Origin of the sequence: Nocardia sp. NPDC059236 (assembly GCF_042754085.1) — a bacterium.
Classification (GTDB): Bacteria; Actinomycetota; Actinomycetes; order Mycobacteriales; family Mycobacteriaceae; genus Nocardia.
On record NZ_JBHZAF010000009.1, the window covers coordinates 90582 to 116388 of the forward strand.

Consider the following 25807-nt stretch of genomic DNA (forward strand, 5'->3'; position numbering starts at 1 on the left):
ACCCTCACCCCCGGGTCCGTCACCCACATTCGGACCGAGATAACGATCCGAACGCCCTTGCAGCGCAAGTGTATGCCAATCCGCGCTGCTGGGCGGGCTATCGACCCGCAATCAACCCACCGACCAGTATTTTCCGAGCCGCCGATTTCCAGGCGCCGAATCGGACGGATCGTCGAGGCGCGAAACGGACGAACCATCCCCGCGCGGAATCGGCCGGATCATCCATGCGCGGAATCGGCTGGATGTCGTGTCAGCGCAGGTGTCAGGCCGGTATCAGCTCGACGTCAGCCGCCCCCGCGAAAGTAATTCACGTCAACAACACCGCAACTCGAACCGAGGAGCCCACCATGACCGCCACCCTGACCGCCCACGACAAGCAGACCCTCCGCACCGCCGCCTACGGCGCCGTCTCCCTGATCTCGGCCGCCGACGCCGCCGGCGGCTCGCCCCACAAGGCCGCCACCGCCGGCAGCATCGCCCTCGGCTCCGCAACCGGCCTGGTCGGCCACATCCTCGCCGAGAAGTCCACCGGCGTCCGCCTCGAGTCCAAATCCGTAGCCGCCCTGGCCGACCAGGTCCTCCCCGCCCTCACCGCAGCAATGACCCTGCTGGCCAACCACTCCCCGGCCGAGGCCGCCAATTTCCGCACCACCGTCCTCGTCGCCATCGAAGCCGCCACCCACAAAACCGGATCCACCCCCACCGTCACCGACATGACCCGCAAGATCACCGCAGCCCTCGACGCCGCCTGACCAAATGCCCCCGGGGCCACCCCCACCGGCACCGACCCGCCACCTCCGACCAGGGACCCGAAGCTCGGACAGACAAACGCTCTGTCCGGGCTTCTTCGTCGTACTGACAACGCGCCCAACCTCCGGCGGCGCCTTCATCATTGAGTTCAACGAAACCGACTGCGCGGAACGAGTAATCGGCGACCTGGCGACCGCATCGGTCCGGCGGAGTCAGGTTCTGGGTGATGAGTCGAAGTAGTTGCGCAGCCGGTCGGCGTAGATCCATCGTTGTTCGCCGGTCGCGTACCCCGGCAGTGGCTGAGACCCGTAGAGGTTGTCGGCGTGACATCGCGGGAAGACGTGGACGTGGTAGTGCCACACGTCCTGGCTGCCGGCGGGTTCATTGTGCTGGCGAGTGGATACTCCGTCGCAACCGTAGGTGGCGCGCATCGCGATGGCGACCTCGCGGACAACGTCATGCACGGCGTGCCCGTATTCCGGTGGCAGGTCGTACAGGTTTTCGTGATGAGCGTTCGGTATGACCAGGACGTGTCCGCGGTTGTTCGGCCACCACCGGGATGCGGTGAAAGCGGTGGCACGGCCGGTGCGCAGCACGATGTCTCGCGGGCTGTCGAGTGGGGTCTCGCCACCGGTGAGAAGGAAACAGAATGGGCAGTCGTAGCCGGAAGGTTCGTGATTGTGCACGGTCATTCGACCCTACCGCATGATTCACACCAGATGCATTGCCGCCCAATCCATCCGCTTCCGGCATCCACTTCGACCGGCGGCCGGATGATGCTGTCGTTTTTCCGCCAGCTCGCCCCGATGTGCGGCTATATGGTGCGGTTCATGACACCCGACAGCAGGAACGTCGTTCAGGCCGCCTGGCGAGCGTTCGCCAGCCATGATGCCGAGCAGATCGCGGCATTCTTCACCACCGACGCGGAGTGGCTGGCGCCGTCCGGCAACGCGACCGCGGTCGCGTTGGACGCCCCCAGTCACATGGTCGGACGCGAGGCCATCACGCAGTTCGTCGCGAACGATTTCCCTCGATTGTTCGTCGGCGATGTCGCGGTGGAATTCCATGGCTTCTATTCCGATGGTGACCGCGTGATCGTGGAGGAGACGATGAGTGCCACGCTGGCGAACGGGAATCGATACAGCAACGACTACTGTTTCGTGTTCGAGTTGCGCGACGGTCTGATCCACCGGGTTCGGGAGTACATGGATACCGCACGCGGTCATCGGGATGTCTTCGGTGATTCGGAAGCCGCTGTCAACGGCACAACTCCATCGGCAGTCGCCAGCTGATATCCACTTGGATTCAGGTGAGTCGGTGGCCCCGGCGCCGGTAGTGCGACAGGCGAGCCTGGTGCTGGCGGCGCCGTCGCCATCACCACGACTACACGGAACGCATGCCCCGACATGGCCGCAGCGCGGAGCGAGACATCTATCTGGTTGTGTGACGCGGTATTCCGTGCCCCGCACCAGGGGGAACGGTCCATCGCAGACACCGTGACCTGCGGTGCGTCGCGATTGACGACGGGGTGAGGTCTGTCGTGGCGGACTCTTCCGCGGATTGTGGGCGGCGAAAAGTCGGGTCGAGGGACTGGCGCACGGCGGTAGGGTCGGGTTCATGGAGTGGAGTTTTCGTGCGGCGGAAGAGCTTTCGGCGGCGATGCGCGCTGGTGAGGTGACCTCGGTGGAGCTGACCGAGGAGGCGATTGCGCGGATCGAGCGAGACGACAAGGCGATCAATGCGATTTGTGTGCCGGACTTCGACCGGGCGCGGGCTGCGGCGCGTCGGGCCGATGAGGCGCGCGGGCGGGGCGAGGACAAGCCGCTGCTCGGGATTCCGGTGACGGTCAAAGAGTCCTACAACATGGCTGGGCTGCCCACGACCTGGGGCATGCCTGCGTTCCGGGATTATGTGCCGGCCGAGGACGCGGTGCAGGTGTCGCGGCTCGAGGCTGCCGGTGCGGTGATGCTGGGTAAGACCAATGTGCCGTTCATGTTGCAGGATCTGCAGAGCTTCAACGAGATCTATGGCACCACCAACAATCCTTGGGATCACGGGCGTTCGCCGGGCGGGTCTTCCGGTGGATCGGCGGCGGCCTTGGCGGCCGGGTTCGGCGCGCTGTCCATCGGGTCCGATATCGGTGGTTCACTGCGCACTCCGGCGCATTTCTGCGGCGTGTACGCGCACAAGCCGACCCTCGGGTTGGCGGCGACGCGCGGTATGGTGCCGCCGCCCGCACCGGCACTGCCGGCCGAGATCGATCTCGCCGTCGTCGGTCCGATGGCGCGTACCGCCCGCGACCTCTCGCTCCTGCTCGACGTCATGGCCGGACCGGATCCGCTGACCCTCGGTGTCGCATACGAAGTGGCTCTGCCGCCCGCCCGCCACGAGAAGCTGTCGGACTTCCGCGTCCTGATCATCGACGAGCACCCGCTGATTCCTACGGGCTCGGCCGTGCGGGCCGGGCTGAACCGAGTCGCCGGCGCGCTCACCGCGGAGGGTGCTCGCGTCGAACGGCACAGTCCGCTGCTGCCCGATCTCACCGAAGCCGCGACCCTCTATACGCAGCTGCTGGTTTCGAACCTCGCGGCACGTATGCCGGCGGAGCAGTACGAGCAGGTGCGGGCGGTCGCGGCCGGACTGCCCGCGGACGCAGAGGGTTCCGAGGTGGCCTGGGTGCGCGGCGCCGTCTTCAGCCACCGCGAATGGATCGAGGCGAACACCCGACGCGAATTCCACCGCCAGACCTGGCGGCAGCTCTTCGGCGAGTTCGATGTCGTCGTGTGCCCGATCACGCCGACTCCCGCGTTCCCGCACGACCACAATGCCGATATGCGGGACCGGCGGATCGACATCGACGGCGTCGCACACCCATTCGGCGACCAGCTCGTCTGGGCCGGCGTGGCAACCATGCCCGGCCTGCCCGCCACCGCCATTCCGACCGGTCTCTCACCCGAGGGGTTGCCGGTGGGCGTTCAGCTCATCGGGCCGATGTTCGAGGACCGCACCCCACTGCGGTTGGCCGAACTGCTCGAAGAGAAGATCGGCGGCTTCCAGCAACCGCGCTAGGACGGTGTCAGGGGCTGCGCACAACCAAATGTTGTGGGCAGCAGGTGGATTGGTTGTTTGATGTCAGGTACCTCGCCTGATTGCATGCTCATGATCGATGCGAGGGTGTTCGGATGCGGCGATGCGCCGCTGACATCCACGCGGTACAGGGCTGTGAACAGGAGGAACGTGGAGATCGGACTCACGCGGTTGATCGATGAGGAACTCGGCATTCATGTCGCGGAATGCCGGCAGCTCAACGCAGCCTCGAAACCTGTTGCCGGCCCGGCCACCTTCGAGGAGCTCCTCGAGGTGCGGGACAGACATGCCACGTCCCTCCCCCGAGCGAGCACCAGGGCTACCGAGCACATCGCCGAAACGGGCGGCCGTCGAGTCCCGGTGCGGATCACGGTCCCACGGGACACCGAGATCCGAGCCGCCTATCTCGACATCCACGCCGGAGGCTTCTATCTCGGCTCGGCGGCCGGCGAGGATGCACGCAATGCTCGCCTTGCCGACGCCCTCGGGGTAGCCGTGGTGAGCGTCGACTACCGCCTGGCGCCGGAGCATCCCTGGCCCGCCGCCCCCGACGACTGCGAAACCGCCGCGTTCTGGCTCCTGGAACAGGCGGAATCATTGTTCGGGACAACGGATCTGGCGATCGGCGGAGCATCCGCGGGATCCACCCTGGTCATGACCACCCTGCTACGACTGCGCGACCGAGGCCTGGCCGATCGGTTCGCCGGTGCCGTCCTGCAGTTCGGCGCCTACGACCTCAGCGGGCGATCTCCCGGCGGCAAGCTCTACGCCGACGAGTACTTCATCCAGGCCTACGCCGGCCACATCTCCGACCGCACCAACCCGGACATATCGCCCCTCTATGGCAACCTCGCCGAACTGCCCCCGACGCTACTGATGGTCGGCTCCCTGGATCTCCTCCTCGAAGACAACCTGGCCATGGCTGCCCGTCTCTCCGCAGCGGGAAACGACGTGGACATCCGCGTCTACCCCGAGTCCACCCACGCCTTCACCTCGCGCCCGACCGGCATGGCCACCGCCGCGCTCCGCGACGCCGAGTCATGGCTTGCCCGACGCCTCACGAGGAAATAATCGGTCGTCGCCCCACGCCGGACCCGGTGGCGAGTCGGAGGCGGCGGATGGTCGCGATCGACAGCATTATGGTGGGATGGCTGAGCGGGTGAGTGCATGCGTGCGTTGTTGATGTTGGTGGTTGTGCTGGCGATTGCGCTGGTCGTGGGCGACCGGATCGGGGTTGTGGTGGCACAGAACGAGATCGGGCGCCAGATTGCTACCGAGTACAACCTTCCGCAGCAGCCGCGCGTGGAGATAGGCGGCTTCCCGTTTCTGACGCAGGCCGTCAACGGCAATTTCCATGACATCGATATCAAGGTCGGCGACTGGAGTGGACAGCAGATTTCTGTTCACGATCTCGATGTCAGCCTGACCGATGTATCTGCGCCGCTGAGCGACGTGGTGCACGGCCGCACCTCGAATCTGGTTGCCGCGACGGCGACTGCGACGGCGCTGGTTCCGTACGACACCGTGCAGACTTTTGCCCCGGAGGGTGTGCAGTCGATTTCCTATGCTCCGGACGGACTGCGCGTGAAGGGAACGTTTTCGGTGGAGGGTCTTTCGGTGCCTGCGACGGTCGTCGTCACCGTCGCGCCGACCGAGGACGGCATCGTGGTCACTCCGGTCTCGGTCCAGGCCGCGGCCGGCGGCCCGACGATTCCCCTGGCCCTGCTGCAGCAAAATCTCACCTTCACCGTGCCATTGCAGCGGCTGCCGCTCGGCGCGCAGCTCACGTCCATCCAACCGAGCGCCGACGGCTTGCAGGTAGCCGCCGTCGCCCACACCGTGCGCTTCTCCGACCTGTCGTAAGAACACTCCCACCCGGGTGCTGTCACATTTCCCGCGTGCCGATGGTCGAGGAGATGACACCGAAGAGTGCATCCCGACAGGAGAAGACCATGGCCACCATCACGCAGCAGATCCCGACCCGGACCATCCCGGCCGCCCAGGGCCGGATTCGCACGTACGCCTACTGGGCGTGCACGGTGAGTCTGGCGTTCATGATGGTCAGCGGCGCCTACGGCGAGTACACCCAGCAGTACGGGACCCAGGAAACCCACACGATTCTGGGGTATCCCACCTACTTCCTCACCCTCATCGCAACGTGGAAACTGCTGGGCAGCGCCGCGATTCTGGTGCCCGGCTTCCCGCGGTTGAAGGAATGGGCCTACGCCGGAATGTTCTTCAACATGACCGGAGCCTTCATCTCGCACCTGGTCGAGCGCGATTACGGCGCCGCCGGCATGCATCTGACCGTCACCGCCGGCATCGTGGCGCTGGTCCTCGCCTCCTGGGCCCTGCGGCCCGCGGACCGCGTGCTCCCGCGTCGATAGGACCGGCCGCCGCCGATGAGTTTGCGCCTCCCGACCCGTCTCCACTCGTATGACGCAGGTTCTGTGGCACATCACGATGTCGGTGGACGGGTTCATCGCACCGGAGGACGACTCCACCGGGTGGATGTTCGGGCACGGCGCGGCGGGCCCGCTCGGGGTGGAGGCGATGCGGCGGACCGGGGCCGTCTTGTCCGGGCGACGCGGATACGACCTGGGCAACAGGCCCGGGACCGGCGATCGGAAACTGTACGGCGGCATGTGGTCCGGGCCGATATTCGTGCTCACCCATCGGCCCGGGGACGTGCCGCCCGATCCCGATGTCACCTTCCTGTCCTGCGGAATCGCGGAGGCGGTCGCCACGGCGAAAGCCGCTGCGGGGGAGGGCGACCTCGGGATTTTCGGCGCGAATCTGGCCCGGCAATGCCTCGAAGCCGGGCTCGTGGAGGAGATCGCCATGCACATAGTGCCGATCCTGCTCGGTAGCGGAGTGCGACTGTTCGAAGGGACCGCGCCGGTTCGGCTGCGCAAGCTGCGCTGCGACGACTCCGGGCAGATCACCGATCTCCGATTCCAGGTCGAGCCCGGCGATTAACGCCGACGCCGCGCTGCCGTATCTGGGTTACGGTGATCGGCGGGCACGATGTGGTCGGAGGTAGGCAGGCTGTGGGGCGGACACTCGCGCAGGGGCAGGTTTTCGCGGGGTACACCGTTGAACGGCTGCTCGGGGTGGGCGGGATGGGGGAGGTCTATCTCGCGAAGGACAAGGATCTGCCACGCTCGGTGGCCTTGAAGCTCTTGGCTTCCGGCAAGGCCGACGACCCCGAGGTGCGGGCGCGCTTCCTGCGGGAGGCCGATACCGCTGCGCGGCTGTCGCATCCGAACATCGTCGCGGTGTACGCGCGCGGCAATGACGACCACCGCCTCTGGATGGCCATGCAGTACGTCGAGGGCACCGATGTGTCGGCGATCCTGCGGGAGGGCCCGGTCCGGCCCGACCACGCGGTGCGCATCATCGGGGAGACCGCGCGGGCACTGGACCACGCGCACCGCGCCGGCGTGCTGCACCGGGATGTGAAACCGGCCAATATCCTGCTGGCCTGGGGTCCGGATCAACGGGTGTACCTGGCGGACTTCGGCATTGCGAAGGCCGTCGATCAGACCGGCGCGCTGACCCGGACCGGCGAAATGTACGCCAGCTTCCAGTACGCCGCACCCGAACAGTTCGAACTGCGCAGCGACACCGACCATCGGGCGGACGTCTACGCCCTGGGCTGCACGCTGTTCCACATGCTCACGGGCCGGCTGCCGTATCCGGGCGAGAGCACGGCACAGCTGGTGGCGGCCCACCTCGGCGCCGAGATTCCCCGGCCCAGCCTGGTGCACACCGGCGTTCCCGCCGCGTTCGACACGGTCATCGACCGGGCGCTGGCCAAGAACCGGGACCAGCGCTTCGGCAGCTGCGGGGAACTGGCCGCGGCCGCCGAGCAGGCGCTCGCGGCCACAAACGGCCCCTGGGGGCCGGGCTTCCGCCAGGATGGACCCGCTGAGCAAGGCGCCTGGCCACCGAATCCCGCTGTGGCGCAGTCCCGGATGGGCTTCGATCCGAGCAAGTTCACCGGCGCGACCACCGAACCCAGCATGCCCACCCAGCCCGCGCCGGTCCCGTACGGCGAGCTGCCGACCCAGCTCGGTGCGCAGCGCTCCCAGTTCGCGGCGCCGCAGACCCAGATCACGCCTCAGCAGGTCCTGCTCACCGCGCCGCCACTGCAGTACGGCCCGGCCGGCAGCGGCCCGCATCCCGCCGACGCCACCCCCGCCTCGCCGCGCCGCCACGTCCGCACGGTTCTCCTCGGCGCCTTCCTGGCCGCCCTCCTGCTGGCCGGCGGCCTGGGCGTTGGATTCGGAACGGGCGCAATCCATTTCGGTAGCGGAGGTCGCTCCATCTCCCAGCCGCCGGCAGCCGGTGACGCGTCCCGGGCCGCGGCCACCAAGGCCGCCTGCGACTACGCCGAACTCATGACCACCTACGACTACAGCAATGGCGACGACTGGCAGTCGAAGGTGATCGCGGGCGCGACCGGCACCTGGAAATCCGAGGCCGAGACGCTACTGCCGACGATCCGCGTGCTGCTGGAGTCGGATTCCGAGCACACCCGCGCCGCCGACGCGGCCTGCACGGTGACCTCGGGCAGCAACACTCATTACGATCTGGCCGTCGACGTCACCCAGATCAACTCCACCCAGGGCAAGGCCGACAGCACCAATCACCAGAAGATCACCCTGTCCATGGACTATGTGGACGGCAAGTGGCTGTGCAGCAATCTGGTGAGCCCCCTGTTCCCCAGCTGACCGGTCGGTCCTGCCGCGCCGATGATCCTGTCACTGAAACGATTTCGCATTCCGGGACCCCCGCTCCGTATGGCGCGAAGCACTGGACGTGCGATAGATTCGCTGCGGATTCGTGCTCGGACCGGGCGTCGGAAGGAATCGAGCGTGGGGAACTCTGGCGCGGGGGATGGTGCCGGGAAAATAAGGGTGCTCGTCGACAATGGCGAGTACTGGTTACGCAATCGCGGCGACATCGCCATGATGGTGATGACCGTCGAACGCCTACGGGAACGCTGGCCGCACGCCCGCATCGGCATGCTCACCGACGAACCCCACATTCTGCGCGGCGTGCTGCCGCAGGCCGAGCCCGTGCCGGCCCACACCGGCGGGCACTGGGGCCGGGGCGGTATCGCGGGCCGGCTGGAGGAGGCCGCCGGGGTCCACCTACTCGGCCCCGCCGCCATGCGCTGGCGCTCCGCCACCGAGGTGCCCAAGCACTATCTGCGCGGCGCCAAGAACTGGGCGCGCAAGGAGGTCCACGTCCTCACCACGGGCGACCGGGAACCCGAACCCGCCGGCATGCCCGACCTGCCGCCGGTGCCCGCCGCCCTCGCCGACGCGGACCTGGTCATCGCCCAGGGCGGTGGCTACATGACCGATGTCGACCTCTACCAGGCCCATCGCACCCTCAACCTGCTGGAAGCTGCGCAGCGCCAAGGCATTCCGAACGTCATGATCGGCCAGGGCCTGGGCCCCATGCGCGATGCGCACCTGTTGCGCCGCGCGGCCGAGGTGCTGCCGGGCGCCGACCTCATCGCCCTGCGCGAGGGCCGGCGCGGCCCCAAGCTGCTGGCCGAACTCGGCGTCGCCGCCGAGAAGATCGTGGTCACCGGCGACGACGCGGTGGAGTTCGCCTACCGTCTGCGGCGGCCCGGCATCGGCACCGACCTCGGTCTGTGCCTGCGCATTTCGGACTATTCCAAGGTGAGCGACTCGGCCCGCGACACCCTCGGTGTGGTGGTACGCCGCGAGGCCGCCGAGCTGAACACCGCGCTGGCCCCGCTCATCATCTCCGAATACGACGACGAGGACCGCCGCCACACGCTGCCGCTGCTCACGGGCGCGGCGAGCACCCGGCCCGTCATCGGGCGCGCGGGCACCGCGCAGGATGTGGCGCGTCAGGTCTCGCGCTGCCGGGTGCTGGTGACCAGCGCCTACCACCTCGCGGTTTTCGCGCTCTCCCAGGGCATTCCGGCCGTGGCTGTAACGGCGTCGCAGTACTACGACGACAAATTCTATGGGTTGGCCGACATGTTCGGCGCGGGCGCGGCCGGGGCCGGTCTGCGCATCGTGCACCTGGACGTGGACAACCTCGACGCCGAACTGTCACGTGCGATTCGCCAGTTGTGGGAATTCGCGCCGGAACTGCGGGATACGCTGCAGCAGAGGGCAGTTGAACAGATCGACGCCGGCCGCGCGGGTCTGGATCGGGTGTACGGGCTCGTGGCAGGAGGTGAGGGCGCACCCGGCGAACCAGCCGAACCAGTTCAGGGGGAATGATGAAGAACCTTTCGGTGTGCGTCCCGGCCTACAATTCCGGCCGCACCCTGGAGACGACGCTGCGCTCGATTCTGGACCAGGACACCGATATCGAGGTGCTCGTCCTGGACAATGCCAGTTCCGACGACACCGGCGCCATCGCGAAATCCTTCGACGACCCGCGGGTGCACGTGCACCGCAACGAGGACACCCTGCCCATCGGCGAGAACTGGAACAAGGCCGTCTCGCTGACCTCGGGCCGCTTCGTGAAGGTCGTCTGCGCCGACGACATCCTGCTGCCCGGCTCTCTCGACAAGCAGCTGGAGATCATGGGCGACAACGGCATCGCCATCTGCTCGTCCAAATTCCAGGTCATCGACGAGCACGGCGCGGTCGAGGAGACCGATCTGGGCCTGCCGAACCTGCTGGGCCGCCGCAACGCCCGCGCCCTCATGCGCACCATCGTGCACCGCGGCCCCGCCGACTTCGGCCCCACCGCGGCGGCGCTCTTCCGCCGTCAGGATTTCGACCGGGTGGGCGGCTTCCGCGGCGATCTGGTCTTCCCGATGGACGTGGATCTGTTCGCCCGCGTGTGCGCCTTCGGCGACTTCTACGGCATGCCGGAAATCCTGGCCGCCTGGCGCAATTCGAGTTTCAACCTGTGCAGCCAGACCTCGACGGTCAGCAAGCTGACCGAGATGCTGCGCTTCCATCACCGCCTGGGCGCGGAGTACCCGCAGTACGTCGGCCGCGGCGCGGTCCTCGGCGGCGACTGGCGGCTGGCACGCGCCGCCGCCGAACGGGTGCGGGTCCGGACGGTCGCGACCGCACTGCGCCGCCCGGACCTGCTGCACTGACCGCCGCTAGATGCTCGACAGCGGCCCGTAGGCGACAACGGTGTCGCCGCTGCTGCTCACCAGCCGCACGAACGGCCGGATGGTGGTGGTGCCCAGCACCCCGGACACGGTGCCGTGGAAGCCGGACATGGTGATGCAGCCCTCGGTGCCGGACACATCGCCGCCGGCCGCGTCCACCGACTGGATGCCCGGGCCGAAGCCGACGTCGAGAGTCACGCCCAGCGTCGGAATCAGGTTGAAGACATCGGCTTTGGGGTCATTGCCGATCTCCAGCTCGAGGCCGGGAGTCTGGTACTGGAATTCCAGCTTGCCCGACAGCGTGGCCGGATAGCCGACCTGGTAGCCGAGGGTGATGTGGCCGGTCCACGGGTCGCCGGCCGGGCGGTCGACCTTGAAGCAGGCCTTGCCGCTGTGGAACCACTCCCGGGTGAGCGGGTTGCCGTCCAGCGGCGGCACGAAATCGATCTTGGTATCGGCGGAGATGGCCTGGACCGTCCGACCCTGCTGGTCGACGATCGAATTGGCGGCGTCGACGGCGGCCGACGAGGCGCCGCCGCTCAGGACCAGGCCGATGGTGCCCGCTACCGCGACGGCCGCGGTGCGAGAGAGCGCAGTCGTGTTGTTGCGCATGATGAATCCCATTCCCTCATCAGGTATTGCTGCGTATTGCCTACGCGTGATTGATGATTCCCCAGTGCTACGGGGCGTGAGACGACGTCCCCCGTCCCCTCGGTCGATGATCGACCCTCACGCTGAGACTAACCCACTCGATTACCCTGCGTGTGGCCGCAATCCGATGATCGATATCACAGGCCGACGTGGTACGTGCCCGGCGGTTCATGCGCGTGCCGGGCGATATTTGCTGGCTTTCATAGTGATTCGGTCACGTCGGTCACCCACTTCCCCTGGAGTTCGGGCCACCGGGACGAGACCTCCGGCAACAGATCGGGCACCGTCAGGAGAACCCGATCCGGCTGCGCCGCAACGAGTTCCGCCGGAGACAGGATCGGGATGTCGGTACCGGGCATGCGGCGGCCCTGCTTGCCCGGGGAGGCATCGGCCACCCCGGCCAGCAGGCCGCGATGCGCGCCCGCCAGATGCAGCAGCGCGACCGCGCGCGAGGCCGCCCCGTACGCATAAATGGTTCTTCCGGAGGCAGTTTCGGCCTCCAGCCAGGCGCGCAGGGACCGCGCCTGCTGGTCGGCGGCGCGCTGGAGCCCGCGCACCACCACCGGGTCCGCCACCGCCGCCTCCGCGGCGAGGATCCGCGCAATGGCGGGGTCGGGGACGGCGGGCGCGTGCACCGCCGCCACCAGCACCGTGCCGCCGTAGAGCGGGAACTCCCACGCGGTCACCGCCACCAGCCCGGCCGGGCGCAGCAGGCCCTGTAGCGAAGCCATCGTGTAGTAGGCGAAATGCCCGTGCCGCAACGCATTCCACTGTCCGTGGCGCACGATGGTGTGCAAGGAGTGGAACTGCAGCAGCAGCACCCCGCCCGGCACGGTGGCCGCCGCGCGCTGCGCGAAGGCGACCCGCTGATCGGGCTCGTGCATGATGCCGAAGCAGTCGATCACCACATCGGCGGGGCGATCGGTGACCCGGTACCCGCGTTCGGTCAGCAGCGGCAGCCAGCTGCCGCCGTGCGGGCTGCCGAACTCCCGCACCGTCCCGCCGCCGGGCAGCCGGCCCGCCGCGGCCACCCGGGCCACCGCGTCCGCCGCCTGATCCCGCAGCGCCTGCGGCTCCACGCCGCGCGGTTCGGCGGTGACGGTGTCGTCCTCGGCCAGTTGCGCCAGCCCGCACACGGCGCACAGTTCCATGGCCAGCGGATGCGCCGCCTCGGCCGCCAGGCTACTTCCTGCGCGATGCAGGCCCGCCGAGGCGAGACTCGGAAAGTCGTCTGCCGCAGGCATTTTCCCGAGATCCAGCACCCGGGCCAGCGGTCCAAGCCCGCAGCCGCGACACCCGCACCGGGGTTCGCCGCTCATGGCACGATGACCTGGTGCGTATCGAATCGACCGACCTCGCCGACGTCCTGATCCTGATCCCGCAGCCGTTCCGCGACGATCGCGGCCTGTTCACCAGAACCTTCGACGCCGAGGAATTCGACGCCCACCTGGGCACACCCGGGGTGTCGGCGACGTTCGTGCAGGATTCGCAGTCGCGCTCGCACCGGGGTGTCGTGCGCGGTATGCACGGCCGCTCCGGGCGTGGCGAGGCCAAGCTGGTGCGCTGCGCGCACGGCGCGGTGCACGACGTGCTCGTCGACATCCGCCCGGATTCCCCGACCTTCGGCCGCCGGCAGGCATTCCTGCTGGACGACACCGACTTCCGGCACCTCTACGTCCCGCCCGGCTTCCTGCACGGCTTCCAGGCGCTCACCGAGGTGGCCGATGTCTGCTACCGCATCGACCGCCCGCACGACCCGGCCGAGGACCTGGGCGTCGCCTATGACGATCCGGACCTGGCCATCACCTGGCCGCAGCCGGTGACCGTGGTGTCGGAGCGGGACGCGGGCGCGGGCTCGTGGCGCGAGCTGCTCGCCGCCCTTCATCTCACGCCTCGGTCCTGATCCGGCGCAGCTCGTCGTCCAGCACCCCGGTCTCCTTCAGCGACTTCAGCCACGCCAGGCGGGTGAAACGCTGGAAGAAGGCCCCGGCGGTGAGCTCGCGCGCGCGGTACTCCCGGTACAGCTCGGCCGCGCCGTCCGGAATGCTCCACTCCGCTTCGAAGCCCAGTTCCTTGCGGGCATAACCGAAGTCGACCCGGTACGAGCGCGGGTCGGCGCCGCTCTCGCCGGTGATGACCAGCGTGGATTCCGGGACCACGTCGACCACCGCCTGCGCGATCTGCGCGACCGTCAGATTGTTGGCCTCGGTGCCGACGTTGTAGGCGCGGCAGTGCACGGCCTCGTCGGGCGCCGCCAGGCAGGCGGCGAAGGCGCGCGCGATGTCCTGCGCGTGCACCAGCGGCCGCCACGGCGTGCCGTCCGAGAGCACCTTCACCTCACCGGTCAGCACCGCGTACCCGACCAGATTGTTGAGCACGATATCGGCGCGCAGCCGCGGCGAGAACCCGAATGCCGTGGCATTGCGCAGGAATACGGGGGAGAAGCCGGAGTCGGCGATGGCGGCCACATCGTCCTCGACCCGGACCTTGGACTCGGCGTAGGGGGTGAGCGGGCGCAGCGGCGCGTCCTCGGTCACCAGGCCGTCCCCGGCCGCTCCGTACACCGAACACGTGGACGCGTAGAGGAATCGGCGCACCCCGGCGTCCTTGGCCAGTCGCGCCAGCCGGACCGACGCGTGATGGTTGATGTCGTAGGTGATCCGGGGCGCCAGCGCGCCCAGCGGATCGTTCGACAGTGCCGCCAGATGCACCACGGCGTCGAAACCGGCGAGCTGATCGGCGGTCACATCGCGCAGATCCACCGCGAGGGCCGGCGGCGCGGGCGGTGCCTCGCCCAGCACGCAGTCCGCGAAAAGGCCGCTGTCCAGCCCTGTCACCTCATGGCCGGCCTGCTGTAGCAACGGCACCATGACGGTACCCAGATACCCCTGATGCCCGGTGACGAGCACGCGCATGACTATGCACCTCCGAAAGTGATGGTGGCCTTCTCGAGCAGAAACGCCTCGGCGTGCTGGGCGCGGCACTGCACCCCGCGCAGCCGGGACAGGGCCAGGAAGGACTGCTCATCGAACCAGTCCCGATTGCGCTGTGAGGGATAGTGTTTCATCAACAGCGTGGCTTTGCGCTCCGCGCAGCCCGCGGGCAGCGGATGGAACACCGCCGGCTGCGGGGTGTCGTTCTCCCACTTGAGGATCTCGTAGCCCAGGATCAGGTGGTCGCGGAACTCGGTGGGCGCCAGCTCGGCCAGCAGCCGGTGGTCCTGATGGGCGTCCCCGCGCTGCGGCGCGAACACCACCTGGGCCGCGCTGTCGCGGCGCAGCGCGCCCACCGCGTCCTTGACCCGCGCCCAGTGCGCGGGTGCGTAGCCGTCCGGCACGTCCAGGATTCGCAGCTCCAGATCCGCGCCGGGACAGAAGGATTCGAGCGCGGTGCGCTCCTCCTCGGCGCGCTCGGTGCCGGCGCCGGTGAGCACCAGCGCCCGCACCCGCAGGCCCGGCACGGCCTCGGCCAGCGTCAGCAGCGTCCCGCCCAGCCCGATGGCGAGATCGTCGCAATGCGCCGCCAGCAGCGCGATCTCGGTGATCGCGCCGGTATCGAGTCGGATCATGCGCTGCGCTGCTCCCACACCATCCACGGGCGGTCGCCCTGCAGATAGCCGGTGTCCAGCTCGGCGCGCTCCTTGAAGGTGTCGGCGGGCTTCCAGAACCCGTGATGCTGATAGCCGAACATCCGGCCCTGCGCGGCCAGTGCGCCGCAGGCGTCCTCCACCAGATCCCCGCCGGGCGGCAGATGCTCGAAGATCTCCTGCGTCAGCACGAAATAGCCGCCGTTCTCCCAGATCGGCAGCTGCGAGACCGGGGTGATGTTCTTGACCTCCCCGGCCGAGTTCACGTCCACGCAGTGGAAGGAGGACTGTGGCGGGACGATCATCATGGAGGCCGCGGCCCCGGAATGCTGGAACTGGGTGATCATCTCGTCCAGTGGGGCGTCGGTGAGCACGTCGGCGTAGTTGGCCAGGAAGTACCGCTCGCCCGCGAGGTGATCGCGCACCCGGCGCAGCCGCTCACCGATGGGCGACTCCACCCCGGTGTCGACGAAGGTGATGGTCCAGTCGCTGATATCGGACTGCAGCAGCTCCACTTTGCCGCCGCGGATGACGAAGTCGTTGGACACCGACTCCTGGTAGGTGAGGAAGAAGTTCTTGATGTGCGCGGCGCCGTAGCCCAGGCACAGTACGAAGTCCTTGTGCCCGAAGTGCGCGTAGTAGCGCATGACATGCCAGATCAGCGGGCGCGGGCCCACCATCTGCATCGGCTTGGGGATCATGTCCTCGGTGCCGTTGCGCATCCGCATGCCGTAACCGCCGCAGAACAGTACGACCTTCACTTCGCTTGCCTTTCTGCATGAGTGGATGCGGCGGCGTCGTCGAGCGTCGCATGATGAAGGTGGGGGAGCGGGTAGACGATCGCGCCACCCCAGTCGGTGACGTGGCGCAGCTGCGCGGTGATCTCCCGTTCCAGGTTCCAGGGCAGCACCAGCACCACATCGGGGCGGTCGGCGTCGATCCGCTCCGGTTCGTGTATCGGGATGCGGGTGCCGGGTGTGAACCGTCCGTGTTTGTAGGGGTTGCGGTCGACGGTGTACTCGAGCAGGTCGGTGCGGATGCCGCAGTAGTTGAGCAGGGTGTTGCCCTTGCCGGGAGCGCCGTAGCCCACCACGCGCTTGCCGGATGCCTTGGCGTCGAGCAGGAATCGCAGGAGATCCTGGCGCACCCGCTCGGTGTCGGGTCGCAGTTCGAGGTAGCCGGCGACCTCGTGCAGACCGGCATCGGCCTCCAGCCGCAATACCTCGGCAACCCGGGCGGTAGGGGCACCGACGCCCTCTGGACGGGCCCACACACGCAGCGAACCGCCATGTGTGCCAATCAGTTCGCAGTCGACCACTGCCAGGCCGGCGGTGGCCAGGGCCCGCTGGGCCGACAGCAGCGTGTAGTACTGGAAGTGCTCGTGATAGATGGTGTCGAACTGGGCCAGCGCCACCAGGTTGAGCGCGTGGTGCACCTCGATGGACAGCCAGCCGTCGTCGGCCATGAGCGCACGCAGTGACCTGGTGAAACCCAGCAGGTCGGGGATGTGAGCGTAGACATTGTTGGCCACCACCAGGTTTGCCGGTCCGCGTTCGGCCCGCACCCGGGCGGCCAGCTCCTCGTCGAGGAAGGCGGTCTCGGTGGGTACGCCCCTGTCGCGTGCTGCCGCACCGACATTCACCGACGGCTCGATTCCCAGGCACGAGATGCCGGCGGCCACGGCGTGCTGCAGGAGATAACCGTCGTTACTCGCCACCTCAATTATGAAACTATTATCAGTCAGATTTAGCTGCGTGATTGCCTGATCGACGAATAGCTGGGCATGCCGAACCCAGCTGTCCGAAAATGACGAATAGTAGGCATATTCCGTGAATGTTTCCTCCGGAGTGATGAGCGCCGGAATCTGCAGCAGCAGGCAGTTTTCACACAGCCTCAGGTGCAGCGGATATGTCGGTTCACGCAGGTCCAGTTCGTCGACGGTGAGGAATTTTTCACACGGCGGTGTCGCGCCCAGATCAAGAACGCTGCGCAGTCGATCGGAATGGCAAAGACGGCATTGCACGAAGTTCCCCACCTTTCACCGAGTTCGGGCTGCCCGCGCAGCGCCGGATGACCTGTGGTCGGCTTGGTCCGGCCTTACGTTACAACAGGATTGCGTGGTGTTCGGGCGCCCGGCGAGTGGCCGATGGTGCCAAAGCAGCTGGATTTCTGCGACCCGCAGAACCAGGCGTCCGGTCGGCAAACGCTCGAGCCTTGCAGTGCAAGGGTTTCGACCAGCTCACACGGTGGATCTTGCGTAGTGCAACCTGCGATTTTGCGAATAGGGGAAATAGGGGGAGAGGTGCGGGAAACCAGTCGTCACGAATCCCGTTACTTTTCGGAAACGTTGGGGCCCTACGGGTTACATCCTGCGCGCTACCGTGGTTGTGTAACATTCGGCATCTGGCCACCGAAAGACTCGGCGGCCACATCGGTTGTCATGGTCCTGAAAGCCCTTGGGAAGCTGGCGTCGGCCGGTCGTGGAACTGATCAGCGGGGATCGGAACCGAGTTCTCCCGTGGGGGAGGTGCGTTCGTTTCATGAGTTACGAAATTTCTGCCGGTCGCGCCGTGCGCGCGCCTCGGCCTCCACGTCCCGAGCCGCGCTCGGATCGCGAACGCTGGCAAGCGGATTACGCGCGTCGGCTGTTTATTAGTGACTTGATCGTTTTAGTACTATCCATCGGATTTGCCCAATGGATTCGCTTCGGCGGCGCGGGGGCCGAGCCGCCGCTGGCCTCCCAGTTACCGCTGGAAGTTCGCTACACCATGGTGTCGGCCGTGCTGGCACTGGCGTGGTCGATCACGCTGACTCTCAGCGGCACCCGGTCACCGCGCGTAATCGGCAGTGGCACAGAGGAATACCGGCGTGTGGTGGCCGCTTCCCTGAAGCTGTTCGGTGGGATAGCCATTGTGTCGCTGCTACTTCGGGTCGACATCGCTCGCGGCTATCTCGCCATCGCCCTGCCGCTCGGCATGATCGGGCTCATGGTGGAGCGGCGGATCTGGCGGCGCTGGGTGGCCGGGCGCCGCGCCCGCGGCCACTACCGCACCGCCATGCTGGTGGTCGGCAGCCCGGAGGCGGCGCGGGCCATGCTCGCGGCCTTCTCCCGCGACCGTGACTCCGGATACCAGGTGATCGGGGTGTGCACCCGGGACGAGGGGGCGCTCGCGGACGCCGCGCTGGAGGTGGGCGGACGGGATATCCCGATTGTCGCAAGCGATCACGCCGTGATCGAGGCGGTCCGGCGGACGGGTGCCGACACCGTCGCGGTCACCGCCACCGACAACCTCGGCCCGGCCGACTTCCGCCGGATGGCCTGGGAGCTGGACGAATTGGGCGCCGAACTGATCGTGACACCGGGCCTGGTGGACATCGCCGGCACCCGGCTCACCCACCGGGTGGTCGCCTCCATGCCCATGCTGCACGTGGAGAAGCCGCAGTACGACCGCGCGAAGTCGATTCGCAAGGGCGTCTTCGACTTCTGCTTCGCCTGCGCCGCCGTGCTGGCCATCGCTCCGGCACTGGCCTTCATCGCGCTCGCGGTGAAGATCACCAGTCGCGGTCCGGTCTTCTATCTCTCCGAGCGGATCGGCCGGGACGGGCGGCCCTTCCGGATGATCAAGTTCCGCAGCATGTACGCCGACGCCGAGGCGCACATCAACGCGCTCATCGAGAGCAACGGCGGCAACCCGCTGTTCTTCAAGGTTCGCGACGATCCGCGGGTGACCGCGGTCGGCAAGGTCATCCGCAAATACTCACTCGACGAGCTCCCGCAGTTCTTCAACGTGCTGCGCGGCGAGATGAGCATCGTCGGCCCGCGTCCGCAGGTCCAGCGCGAGGTCGACTCCTACGACGGCGTCATGCGCCGCCGCCTGCTGGTGAAACCCGGCGTCACCGGTCTCTGGCAGGTCAGCGGCCGCTCGGATCTCACCCCCGAGGACGCCATGCGCCTCGATCTGTCCTACGTGGAGAACTGGTCCATGGTCCTGGATCTGCTCCTGATCGCCAAGACCATCGGCGCGGTGACCAGGGGCGAGGGCGCATACTGACCGTCGATTCCGAAACCGTCGCGCCCGCTGCGTTCCTCGCAGCGGGCGCGTCTGGTTTCCGAGGGCGGCGGAATCTAGTGAACAGGTTTTAGTAAAAGGTGTTCACAAACCCTGCTGTGGTGTGGTTCACTCGGTGGCGAACGTGTTCCAAAGGAGGTTCCGTGTCCGCGCCGTCCATCCCCACCGGTTTCGACTTCACCGACCCTGACCTGCTCGCGCAGCGTCTGCCGGTCGAAGAGTTCGCCGCACTCCGCAAGCAGGCCAAGCCCTTCTGGGTGCCGCAGGCCAATGGCCTCACCGGCTTCGACGATGGCGGCTACTGGGCCATCTCCCAGATGGATGACATCAAGGAGATCTCCAAGAGCCCGGAGACCTTCTCCAACGAGGAGAACACCGCGGTCATCCGCTTCTACGGCGACATCGCCCGCGAAGAGATCGAGGTGCAGCGCTACCTGCTGCTGAACATGGACCCGCCGCGCCACACCAAGCTGCGCCGGATCATCTCCAAGGGCTTCACCCCGCGCGCCATCGAGTCGCTGCGCAACGCACTGCGCGAGCGCGCCGAGCGAATCGTGCACGAGGCCAAGAAGAACGGCTCCGGCAACTTCGTCGAGCAGGTCGCGTGCGAGCTGCCGCTGCAGGCCATCGCCGAGCTCATCGGCATCCCGCAGGAAGACCGCGGCAAGATCTTCGACTGGTCCAACCAGATGATCGGCTACGACGACCCGGAGTTCAACGGTGACCACAAGGTCGCCACCGCCGAGGTCATGGGCTACTCCTGGAACCTGGCCGAGCAGCGCCGCGCCTGCCCGATGGACGACATCGCCTCCACCCTGCTGCAGGCCGACATCGACGGCGAGTCGCTGGCGTCGGACGAGTTCGCCTGGTTCGTGATCCTGCTGTCGGTCGCCGGCAACGAGACCACCCGCAACGCCACCACGCACGGTATGAAAGCGTTCGTGGACAATCCGGACCAGTGGGAGCTCTACAAGGAGCAGCGTCCGCGCACCGCTCCGGACGAGATCGTCCGCTGGGCCACCCCGGTCATCGCCTTCCAGCGCACCGCCATCGAGGACGTCGAGCTCAGCGGCCAGCTGATCCAGAAGGGCCAGCGCGTCGGCATGTTCTACAGCGCGGCCAACTTCGACGAGAACTACTTCGAAGACCCGTACAAGTTCAACGTGCTGCGCAACCCCAACCCGCACGTCGGCTTCGGCGGCACCGGCACCCACTACTGCGTGGGCGCGAATCTGGCTCGCCTGCAGCTGGATCTGATCTTCAACGCGATCGCCGACGTGATGCCGAACCTGCACCAGATCTCCGAGCCGGTGCGCCTGCGCTCGGGCTGGCTCAACGGCATCAAGAGCTGGGAAGTCGCGTACGAATGAGCGTCCGGGCCCCGAGGAGGTAGTGTGCGTAACCCGGTAGGGGCCCCGTTCTTTCGACCTATGGAGTCAGCATGAGTGAACCTCGCCGACGCGGCCGGATGCCGGCGGTCAGCGACGCCGACATCCGGCGCGTCGCGCGGTCACTGCTGGTCGACCAAGGGCCCGATGCGATCACGCTGCGGGCCATCGCGCGGGAGCTGGGCATCACCGCTCCCGCGCTCTACCGGTACTACGAATCCCGCGACGATCTCGTCGCCGCCGTCCGTACGGACGTATGTGCCGATCTGGCAAAGGATCTGGAGGCCGCCATCGAGGGCCTCCCCGACGACGCGGGCGTCCGCTTCTTCGCCATCTGCCGCGGCTTCCGCCGCTGGGCCCTCACCCACTCCCGCGAATTCACCCTGGTCTTCGCCTCCCCGGTGACCGCCGGAATCACCAGCGCCATGCAGCAATTCGGCGAACCCGTCGGCCGCATCTTCCTCGGCGCCGCCGGCCGCCTCCTCACCGACTACGCCGTCGTGACCCCACCGCTGGAACTCATCCCCCCGGAACTCCGCGACGACCTCATCAAGTTCCAAACCGAACTCCTCAGCGTCCTCGCCGATTCCGGCCAGAACTTCCCCGCCGAAAAACTGGACCTCGGCGTCAGTTACGTCATGATCCAGTTCTGGGCCCGCCTCTACGGCCACGTCACCCTCGAGGTCTTCGGCAACTACCCGATCCAGATCTCCCACCCCGACGTCCTCTTCGACTCCACCCTCGCCGACATCGGCCGCGGCATCGGGCTCGTCGCCGACTGATCAGCCCACTTTCTGCTGGACGCGGCGCATGAAGCGTTCGCAGTCGTCATCGGGTGATGGTCCGGCGTCGACGAATCCGTGGCGGAGATACAGCGCGATCGCACTGTCGTTGCCGGACTTGACCGAGAGCACGACATCCCGTCGGCCCGCCCAGTCCACAACCGCGCGCACGGCCGCATCACCCACGCCGCGACCGCGGGCCGACTCCGCGACCCACAGCGAGATCAGTTCTGCCGCTTCGTCGTCCTGGATGTAGGCGCCGGCCATCCCCACGGGCGTGCCGTCCAAGCGCACGATGACGTTGAGGGGGACATCGGTCAGCCGGGCGCGCCAGCGCTGTTCGGTGTCGCCGGGTCCACTCCACTCCGCAAGGGTCGAACCGAAGGCCGACGCCGATTCGGTGAGGGCCCGCAGCCGGAGCTCGCGCCACAGGGCCCAATCGTCGGGTCGGAGGGCCTGGATTTCGATCATCGGTATCGGGTCCTGGGATGAATCAGCTTCGGGCGTCGGCCAATTCGGTGCGGCGTAGGTGGGCGGGTTCGTCGCGCAGGACGGGTTCGCTCAGGCCGATGCGTTGCTGGATACGCTTCATCCAGGCCGGCGCCCACCAGACGCGGTCGCCCAGGAGCTTCATGGCAGCGGGGACCAGGAGCATGCGCAGGACGGTGGCGTCGATGACCAGGGCGGCGATCATGCCGTAGGCGATGTACTGCATGAGGACCAGGTCGGAGAAGGCGAAGGCGCCGGTGACCACCAGCAGGATCAGGGCGGCGGCGGTGATGATGCGGCCGGTCTGGGCGGTGCCGGAGCGGATGGCCTCCTCGGTGGTCGCGCCGCGCGCGCGGGCTTCGACCATGCGGGACACCAGGAAAACCTCGTAGTCGGTGGAGAGGCCGTAGATGATGGCGATGATCAGGAACAGGATGTTCGCCTGAATCGGCTGGGGGGTGAAGTTCAGCAGGGTCGCGCCGTGGCCCTCGGTGAAGATCCAGGTCAGGATGCCGAGCGTGGATCCCAGGCCGAGCGCGCTCATGAAGGCGGCCTTCAGCGGGAGGACCAGGGATCCGAAGGTGAGGAACATCAGCAGCGTGGTCATGGCCAGCACCAGCAGGATCATCAGGGGCAGCCGTTTCAGCAGCGCGGCGATGGCGTCGTGCTGAACCGTCGGCACGCCGCCGACCAGTACGGTCATATCGTCGGGGACCGGCAGTGCCCGCAGGTAGTCGATGGTCTTGTCGTACTTGGTGGAATCGATCAGATAGGCCTGGGTGCGATAGACATTCGGCTGCGTCTGGGAGCGGGTCGGAATCTCGAAACCGGTCGAGGGCCCGGTGGTGACCAGCCCGGGAGCGCGGCTCGCCTGTTCGATGAAGGGGCCGACCTCGGTGCTGTCACTGGCGGTGATGAGCAACTCGATCGGGTCGGGCTTGCGGAGCGGGAAATAGGTGTCGATCTGCTGCTGGGCGACACGAGTCGTATTGTCCGGCGGCAGATACTTCTCACTGAAGCCGCCGAAGGCGATATTGCGGACCGGCACGATCAGCACCAGCAATCCGAGGATCAGGACCGCGGTGATCTCGCGGGGATGCCGCATCACCCAGCTGGTGGACCGGCCCCAGAAGCCCTCCTCCACCTCTCGCGCCGAATCGGTACGGCGGAATCGCTTGATGCCCAGGGCATTCACCCACGGCCCGAGGATCGCCAGCATGGCGGGCAGAATCGTGACGGCCGTCAGCGCCGCCAGGGTGACGGTGGCGATCGCGCCGTACGCGATGGACTTGAGGAAACCCTGCGGGAACAACAGCATGCCGCCCAGGCTGGCGACGATCATGGTGGCCGAGAACAACACCGTGCGGCCCGCGGTCATCACCGCGCGCCGCACTGCGGCGGGTGTGTCGTAGCCGGCGGCCACCTCCTCGCGGAACCGGCTCACGATGAACAATGCGTAGTCGATGGCCAGGCCCAGGCCGATCATCGAAACGACCGGCGCCACGAAGGAATTCACCTCGGTCACATTGGTGATCGCCCGGACGATGCCGTTCGCACCCAGAATCGTCAGCACGCCCATCAGGAGCGGCAGCGCCGCGGCGACCACGCCGCCGAAGATGAAGAACAACAGCACCGCCACCGCCGGAATGGCGAGCAATTCCATGCGATGGGTATCGGCCGAAATGGTGTCGGTCAGGGCGGTCGAGACCGGTTGCAGGCCACCGACGTACACCTTTATACCCGGAATCGAGAACGCGTCCTTGACGGTCGTGGCGGCATTGTCCTTCAGCGCGACGGAGGCGACGGCGCGGGTCCGGTCCTTGGTGGCGAAGGCCGCGGAGGAACCACGGATGGCGGAGACCTCGGGCCAATACGTGGCGTACACGCCGGCGATGTCGTTCGGGAAGCGCTGGGTGAGCCCGTTGAGGCTGTCCACGATCGACTGGCTCACATCCGGATCGTCGACGGTTTTCCCATCGGGTGCCTGATAGAGCACGATCACATCGGCGGCGTGGTTCGGCCCGAACGCATTGGCGGCCAGCACCGCCGCCTGCGCGGACTCCGAGTTCGGATCGTCCAGACCGCCCGCGCTGAGCCGGCTCTCGAAGCCCCAGGCGTAGCCGCCGAGACCGAGCAGGGCGGCCGCCACGATGCCCAGAACGAGAAAACGGTGGTTGGCTACGAGTTTTCCCCATAGCGCGAAGACATCGCGGTCACGCGGGCTTCTCGTGGTCATACTGCACGGTAGCAGTCAAGATCACGAGGAGTGAAAATCGTTGTATCAGAATACAATAAGTGAATTCCGGAACGTGATTTAGCGATAGAAAACAAGTATGGATCCTGGTGAAAAGGCTGTGCCGGATCGCCGGGTTGTGATCACCCGGAGCTGAGCCGTGGCCGGCGCAGCGAGCCCATGCGCTTCACGATCCGGGGCCGGCGCAGATCGCGGGCCATCCACTCGCCCAGGGTCACACCTGCCGCCAGGGCCAGACCGACGGCGAACGCACCGAACAATTGGTTGAGCCCGACGATCAATTCGTCATTGAGCAGTGCATAGAGGCCGCGATAGACGCGCAGACCGGGAAGCAGGGGAGTGATGCCCGCGACCGCCACCACCAACGGGGGAGTCAGGGCGCGGCGCGCCACCAGACCACCGGCCAGACCCACCACCGTGGCCGCCACACCCGACGACACGATCGGGCCGAATCCGAAGTGCTGGACCAGCAGATAGACGATCGTGGCCGCCGCACCGCTGACCGCTGCCGCCGCGACGGCGCGCCGCTCCGCATAACAGGCGAGCGCGAAGGCCGCCGAGATGAGCGCGCCCGCGAACAGCTTCAGGGGCAGATTGGTCAGATCGCCGGTCGAGGTCATGTCGGCGATCGGAACCGTCGCCTCGAACACCTCCGCCACCCGCAGCGTGAACGCGATGCCGGCGATGATGCCGCCGGTCATCATGATCACTTCCAGCATGCGCGCCGCCGCGGTGATCGGCGCGCCGGTAATGGCGTCCTCGACCGCGCCGACCAGCTGTAAACCGGCCAGCAGCACCGTGATTCCGGCGGCGATGATGAGCGCGGGGTCCAGATGCAGGCTCTCGGCGAAGGTGGAGACCAGGACCGCGGGCACAGCGGCAATGATGCCGCCGACCATGTGCTGGAAGAAGAACGGCAGACCGCGCCGATTCAGGATCCGGTTGGTGCGATCGATCATGGTGGTGGCGGCGAAGCTCAGCAGGGCGATGAGCAGGCCGCCATTGAGCAGCAGCGCCACCGCCGCGGCCATGACCGCCCAGCCGACCGTGGCGAGCCACCGCGGGTACGGGTGCGGCGCGGAAGTGATCTCGTCCAGCGCCGCCAGCGCCTCCTGCGGCGGCACCAGTTCCCGGCGGATGCGGCGGGTCAGCCGATCGGCCGCCGCGAGGCGGGTGAAGTCGAGCGACCGGTAATGCACGACGCGCATGGTGCTGTACGGCGGCAGCCGCGGTCCCCGGTCGGCGGAGATACGAATCGAGTTGTAGGTGACGTCGATATCGCACTTGGACAGCCCGTAGGTGGAGGCGATGAATTCGATCTGCGTCGTGGTGTCCATGACCGCGGTCCCGGACGCCAGCACCACCTCGCCCACCCGCTCGGCCAGATCCATCACCTCGGTGACCGTCGCGTCGTCGGTGACATCGATCGGCTGGACCGGAGCGGGCGCCTCGACCACCGCGTCGACGGTCGCGCGGCGGTCCGCGACCAAGCGGTCCACCGCGCCGGTCAGCATCCGACGCCACCGGGCGCGCAGCCCGGAAGGCGCCTCCGCCTCGATAGCCACATCGGTGCTCACATACAGAAACGTACACGGGTGCGGGAGATCACCAGGTTGAGCAG

General features: G+C 67.3%; 24 protein-coding genes. 14 read left to right on the plus strand and 10 right to left on the minus strand.

From position 1 onward, the window contains the following. The first annotated feature begins 347 nt into the window (after nucleotides 1–347). Entirely contained in the window at nucleotides 348–752 is a 405-nt protein-coding gene (locus ACFXIV_RS23975) for a hypothetical protein (protein ID WP_379402075.1), read from the plus strand. 210 nt (nucleotides 753–962) lie between these two features. Here ACFXIV_RS23975 and ACFXIV_RS23980 read toward each other — a convergent pair whose 3' ends face one another. Then, the gene (locus tag ACFXIV_RS23980; protein WP_379402074.1) at nucleotides 963–1442 is read right to left on the minus strand and encodes an HIT family protein; all 480 of its coding nucleotides are present in this window, start codon (nucleotides 1440–1442) and stop codon (nucleotides 963–965) included. Here ACFXIV_RS23980 and ACFXIV_RS23985 point away from each other — a divergent pair. From ACFXIV_RS23985 to ACFXIV_RS24025, 9 genes are all read left to right on the plus strand, one after another. Next, nucleotides 1425–2042, plus strand: coding sequence for a nuclear transport factor 2 family protein (locus ACFXIV_RS23985; RefSeq protein ID WP_379402073.1), 618 nt, complete (start codon nucleotides 1425–1427; stop codon nucleotides 2040–2042). The genes ACFXIV_RS23980 and ACFXIV_RS23985 overlap by 18 nt on opposite strands. A gap of 325 nt (nucleotides 2043–2367) precedes the next feature. Further along, entirely contained in the window at nucleotides 2368–3819 is a 1452-nt protein-coding gene (locus tag ACFXIV_RS23990; RefSeq protein WP_379402072.1) for an amidase, read from the plus strand. A 168-nt stretch (nucleotides 3820–3987) separates the two neighbouring features. Continuing rightward, nucleotides 3988–4908 carry an alpha/beta hydrolase gene (locus ACFXIV_RS23995; RefSeq protein WP_379402071.1) on the plus strand — a complete coding sequence of 307 codons (921 nt, stop codon included), beginning with the start codon at nucleotides 3988–3990 and terminating at the stop codon, nucleotides 4906–4908. 96 nt (nucleotides 4909–5004) lie between these two features. After that, nucleotides 5005–5700: a DUF2993 domain-containing protein gene (locus ACFXIV_RS24000; protein ID WP_379402070.1), complete on the plus strand. Its 696-nt coding sequence runs from the start codon at nucleotides 5005–5007 to the stop codon at nucleotides 5698–5700. Between the two features lie 89 nt (nucleotides 5701–5789). Continuing rightward, nucleotides 5790–6224 (plus strand): DoxX family protein, encoded by a 435-nt coding sequence (locus ACFXIV_RS24005; RefSeq protein WP_379402069.1) that lies wholly within the window; start codon nucleotides 5790–5792, stop codon nucleotides 6222–6224. Between the two features lie 49 nt (nucleotides 6225–6273). After that, on the plus strand, nucleotides 6274–6816 hold the full coding sequence (locus ACFXIV_RS24010) for a dihydrofolate reductase family protein (protein ID WP_379402068.1): 543 nt from the start codon (nucleotides 6274–6276) through the stop codon (nucleotides 6814–6816). 71 nt (nucleotides 6817–6887) lie between these two features. After that, complete coding sequence (locus tag ACFXIV_RS24015; protein WP_379402067.1) at nucleotides 6888–8573, plus strand: protein kinase; 1686 nt, start codon at nucleotides 6888–6890, stop codon at nucleotides 8571–8573. A 144-nt stretch (nucleotides 8574–8717) separates the two neighbouring features. After that, nucleotides 8718–10112: a polysaccharide pyruvyl transferase family protein gene (locus ACFXIV_RS24020; protein WP_379402066.1), complete on the plus strand. Its 1395-nt coding sequence runs from the start codon at nucleotides 8718–8720 to the stop codon at nucleotides 10110–10112. Beyond that, nucleotides 10109–10948: a glycosyltransferase family 2 protein gene (locus ACFXIV_RS24025; RefSeq protein ID WP_379402065.1), complete on the plus strand. Its 840-nt coding sequence runs from the start codon at nucleotides 10109–10111 to the stop codon at nucleotides 10946–10948. The genes ACFXIV_RS24020 and ACFXIV_RS24025 overlap by 4 nt, the downstream gene beginning before the upstream one ends. Nucleotides 10949–10954: 6 nt before the next feature. On the opposite strand, the gene ACFXIV_RS24030 is transcribed toward ACFXIV_RS24025, so the two are convergent. Together ACFXIV_RS24030 and ACFXIV_RS24035 are read right to left on the minus strand one after the other, a co-directional pair. Further along, nucleotides 10955–11578: an MspA family porin gene (locus ACFXIV_RS24030; protein WP_379402064.1), complete on the minus strand. Its 624-nt coding sequence runs from the start codon at nucleotides 11576–11578 to the stop codon at nucleotides 10955–10957. A gap of 239 nt (nucleotides 11579–11817) precedes the next feature. Continuing rightward, a complete protein-coding gene (locus ACFXIV_RS24035) occupies nucleotides 11818–12936 on the minus strand; it encodes a transferase (protein ID WP_379402063.1) in 1119 nt (372 codons plus the stop codon). Between the two features lie 14 nt (nucleotides 12937–12950). On the opposite strand from ACFXIV_RS24035, the gene rfbC reads away from it, so the two are divergent. Then, entirely contained in the window at nucleotides 12951–13520 is a 570-nt protein-coding gene (gene rfbC / locus ACFXIV_RS24040) for a dTDP-4-dehydrorhamnose 3,5-epimerase (protein ID WP_379402062.1), read from the plus strand. On the opposite strand, the gene ACFXIV_RS24045 is transcribed toward rfbC, so the two are convergent. From ACFXIV_RS24045 to ACFXIV_RS24060, 4 genes are read right to left on the minus strand one after another with little or no spacing between them, the layout of a single operon-like run. Beyond that, on the minus strand, nucleotides 13504–14532 hold the full coding sequence (locus ACFXIV_RS24045) for an NAD-dependent epimerase/dehydratase family protein (protein ID WP_379402061.1): 1029 nt from the start codon (nucleotides 14530–14532) through the stop codon (nucleotides 13504–13506). The genes rfbC and ACFXIV_RS24045 overlap by 17 nt on opposite strands. A 2-nt stretch (nucleotides 14533–14534) precedes the next feature. Next, nucleotides 14535–15185, minus strand: coding sequence for a PIG-L deacetylase family protein (locus ACFXIV_RS24050; protein ID WP_379402060.1), 651 nt, complete (start codon nucleotides 15183–15185; stop codon nucleotides 14535–14537). After that, nucleotides 15182–15964: a sugar phosphate nucleotidyltransferase gene (locus ACFXIV_RS24055; protein WP_379402059.1), complete on the minus strand. Its 783-nt coding sequence runs from the start codon at nucleotides 15962–15964 to the stop codon at nucleotides 15182–15184. The genes ACFXIV_RS24050 and ACFXIV_RS24055 overlap by 4 nt, the downstream gene beginning before the upstream one ends. Continuing rightward, on the minus strand, nucleotides 15961–17226 hold the full coding sequence (locus ACFXIV_RS24060) for a methyltransferase domain-containing protein (RefSeq protein WP_379402058.1): 1266 nt from the start codon (nucleotides 17224–17226) through the stop codon (nucleotides 15961–15963). Before ACFXIV_RS24060 ends, ACFXIV_RS24055 begins: the two co-directional genes overlap by 4 nt. A gap of 637 nt (nucleotides 17227–17863) precedes the next feature. Between ACFXIV_RS24060 and ACFXIV_RS24065 the strand changes: the two genes are divergently transcribed. The 3 genes from ACFXIV_RS24065 to ACFXIV_RS24075 all read left to right on the plus strand — a co-directional run bounded on the left by ACFXIV_RS24065 (nucleotide 17864) and on the right by ACFXIV_RS24075 (nucleotide 21443). Next, on the plus strand, nucleotides 17864–19255 hold the full coding sequence (locus ACFXIV_RS24065; protein WP_379402057.1) for a sugar transferase: 1392 nt from the start codon (nucleotides 17864–17866) through the stop codon (nucleotides 19253–19255). 161 nt (nucleotides 19256–19416) lie between these two features. Further along, nucleotides 19417–20643: a cytochrome P450 gene (locus tag ACFXIV_RS24070; protein WP_354850552.1), complete on the plus strand. Its 1227-nt coding sequence runs from the start codon at nucleotides 19417–19419 to the stop codon at nucleotides 20641–20643. Between the two features lie 71 nt (nucleotides 20644–20714). Continuing rightward, nucleotides 20715–21443 (plus strand): TetR/AcrR family transcriptional regulator, encoded by a 729-nt coding sequence (locus ACFXIV_RS24075; RefSeq protein ID WP_379402056.1) that lies wholly within the window; start codon nucleotides 20715–20717, stop codon nucleotides 21441–21443. Here the strand turns inward: ACFXIV_RS24075 and ACFXIV_RS24080 are convergent, their stop codons facing one another. From ACFXIV_RS24080 to ACFXIV_RS24090, 3 genes are all read right to left on the minus strand, one after another. Next, nucleotides 21444–21914, minus strand: coding sequence for a GNAT family N-acetyltransferase (locus tag ACFXIV_RS24080; RefSeq protein WP_379402055.1), 471 nt, complete (start codon nucleotides 21912–21914; stop codon nucleotides 21444–21446). It lies immediately after the preceding gene. 22 nt (nucleotides 21915–21936) lie between these two features. Next, nucleotides 21937–24168: an MMPL family transporter gene (locus tag ACFXIV_RS24085; RefSeq protein ID WP_379402053.1), complete on the minus strand. Its 2232-nt coding sequence runs from the start codon at nucleotides 24166–24168 to the stop codon at nucleotides 21937–21939. A gap of 140 nt (nucleotides 24169–24308) precedes the next feature. Beyond that, nucleotides 24309–25700 carry a threonine/serine exporter ThrE family protein gene (locus tag ACFXIV_RS24090; RefSeq protein ID WP_379402098.1) on the minus strand — a complete coding sequence of 464 codons (1392 nt, stop codon included), beginning with the start codon at nucleotides 25698–25700 and terminating at the stop codon, nucleotides 24309–24311. Nucleotides 25701–25807: the final 107 nt, after the last annotated feature.

What these genes read in the sequence shown, in the direction of transcription:
- ACFXIV_RS23975 (WP_379402075.1), top strand. Translation starts at nt 348, where the DNA reads ATGACCGCCACCCTGACCGCCCACGACAAGCAGACCCTCCGCACCGCC.
- ACFXIV_RS23980 (WP_379402074.1), bottom strand. Translation starts at nt 1,442, where the DNA reads ATGACCGTGCACAATCACGAACCTTCCGGCTACGACTGCCCATTCTGT.
- ACFXIV_RS23990 (WP_379402072.1), top strand. Translation starts at nt 2,368, where the DNA reads ATGGAGTGGAGTTTTCGTGCGGCGGAAGAGCTTTCGGCGGCGATGCGC.
- ACFXIV_RS24000 (WP_379402070.1), top strand. Translation starts at nt 5,005, where the DNA reads ATGCGTGCGTTGTTGATGTTGGTGGTTGTGCTGGCGATTGCGCTGGTC.
- ACFXIV_RS24005 (WP_379402069.1), top strand. Translation starts at nt 5,790, where the DNA reads ATGGCCACCATCACGCAGCAGATCCCGACCCGGACCATCCCGGCCGCC.
- ACFXIV_RS24010 (WP_379402068.1), top strand. Translation starts at nt 6,274, where the DNA reads ATGACGCAGGTTCTGTGGCACATCACGATGTCGGTGGACGGGTTCATC.
- ACFXIV_RS24025 (WP_379402065.1), top strand. Translation starts at nt 10,109, where the DNA reads ATGATGAAGAACCTTTCGGTGTGCGTCCCGGCCTACAATTCCGGCCGC.
- ACFXIV_RS24030 (WP_379402064.1), bottom strand. Translation starts at nt 11,578, where the DNA reads ATGCGCAACAACACGACTGCGCTCTCTCGCACCGCGGCCGTCGCGGTA.
- ACFXIV_RS24035 (WP_379402063.1), bottom strand. Translation starts at nt 12,936, where the DNA reads ATGAGCGGCGAACCCCGGTGCGGGTGTCGCGGCTGCGGGCTTGGACCG.
- ACFXIV_RS24045 (WP_379402061.1), bottom strand. Translation starts at nt 14,532, where the DNA reads ATGCGCGTGCTCGTCACCGGGCATCAGGGGTATCTGGGTACCGTCATG.
- ACFXIV_RS24050 (WP_379402060.1), bottom strand. Translation starts at nt 15,185, where the DNA reads ATGATCCGACTCGATACCGGCGCGATCACCGAGATCGCGCTGCTGGCG.
- ACFXIV_RS24075 (WP_379402056.1), top strand. Translation starts at nt 20,715, where the DNA reads ATGAGTGAACCTCGCCGACGCGGCCGGATGCCGGCGGTCAGCGACGCC.
- ACFXIV_RS24080 (WP_379402055.1), bottom strand. Translation starts at nt 21,914, where the DNA reads ATGATCGAAATCCAGGCCCTCCGACCCGACGATTGGGCCCTGTGGCGC.
- ACFXIV_RS24085 (WP_379402053.1), bottom strand. Translation starts at nt 24,168, where the DNA reads ATGACCACGAGAAGCCCGCGTGACCGCGATGTCTTCGCGCTATGGGGA.
- ACFXIV_RS24090 (WP_379402098.1), bottom strand. Translation starts at nt 25,700, where the DNA reads ATGCTGACCGGCGCGGTGGACCGCTTGGTCGCGGACCGCCGCGCGACC.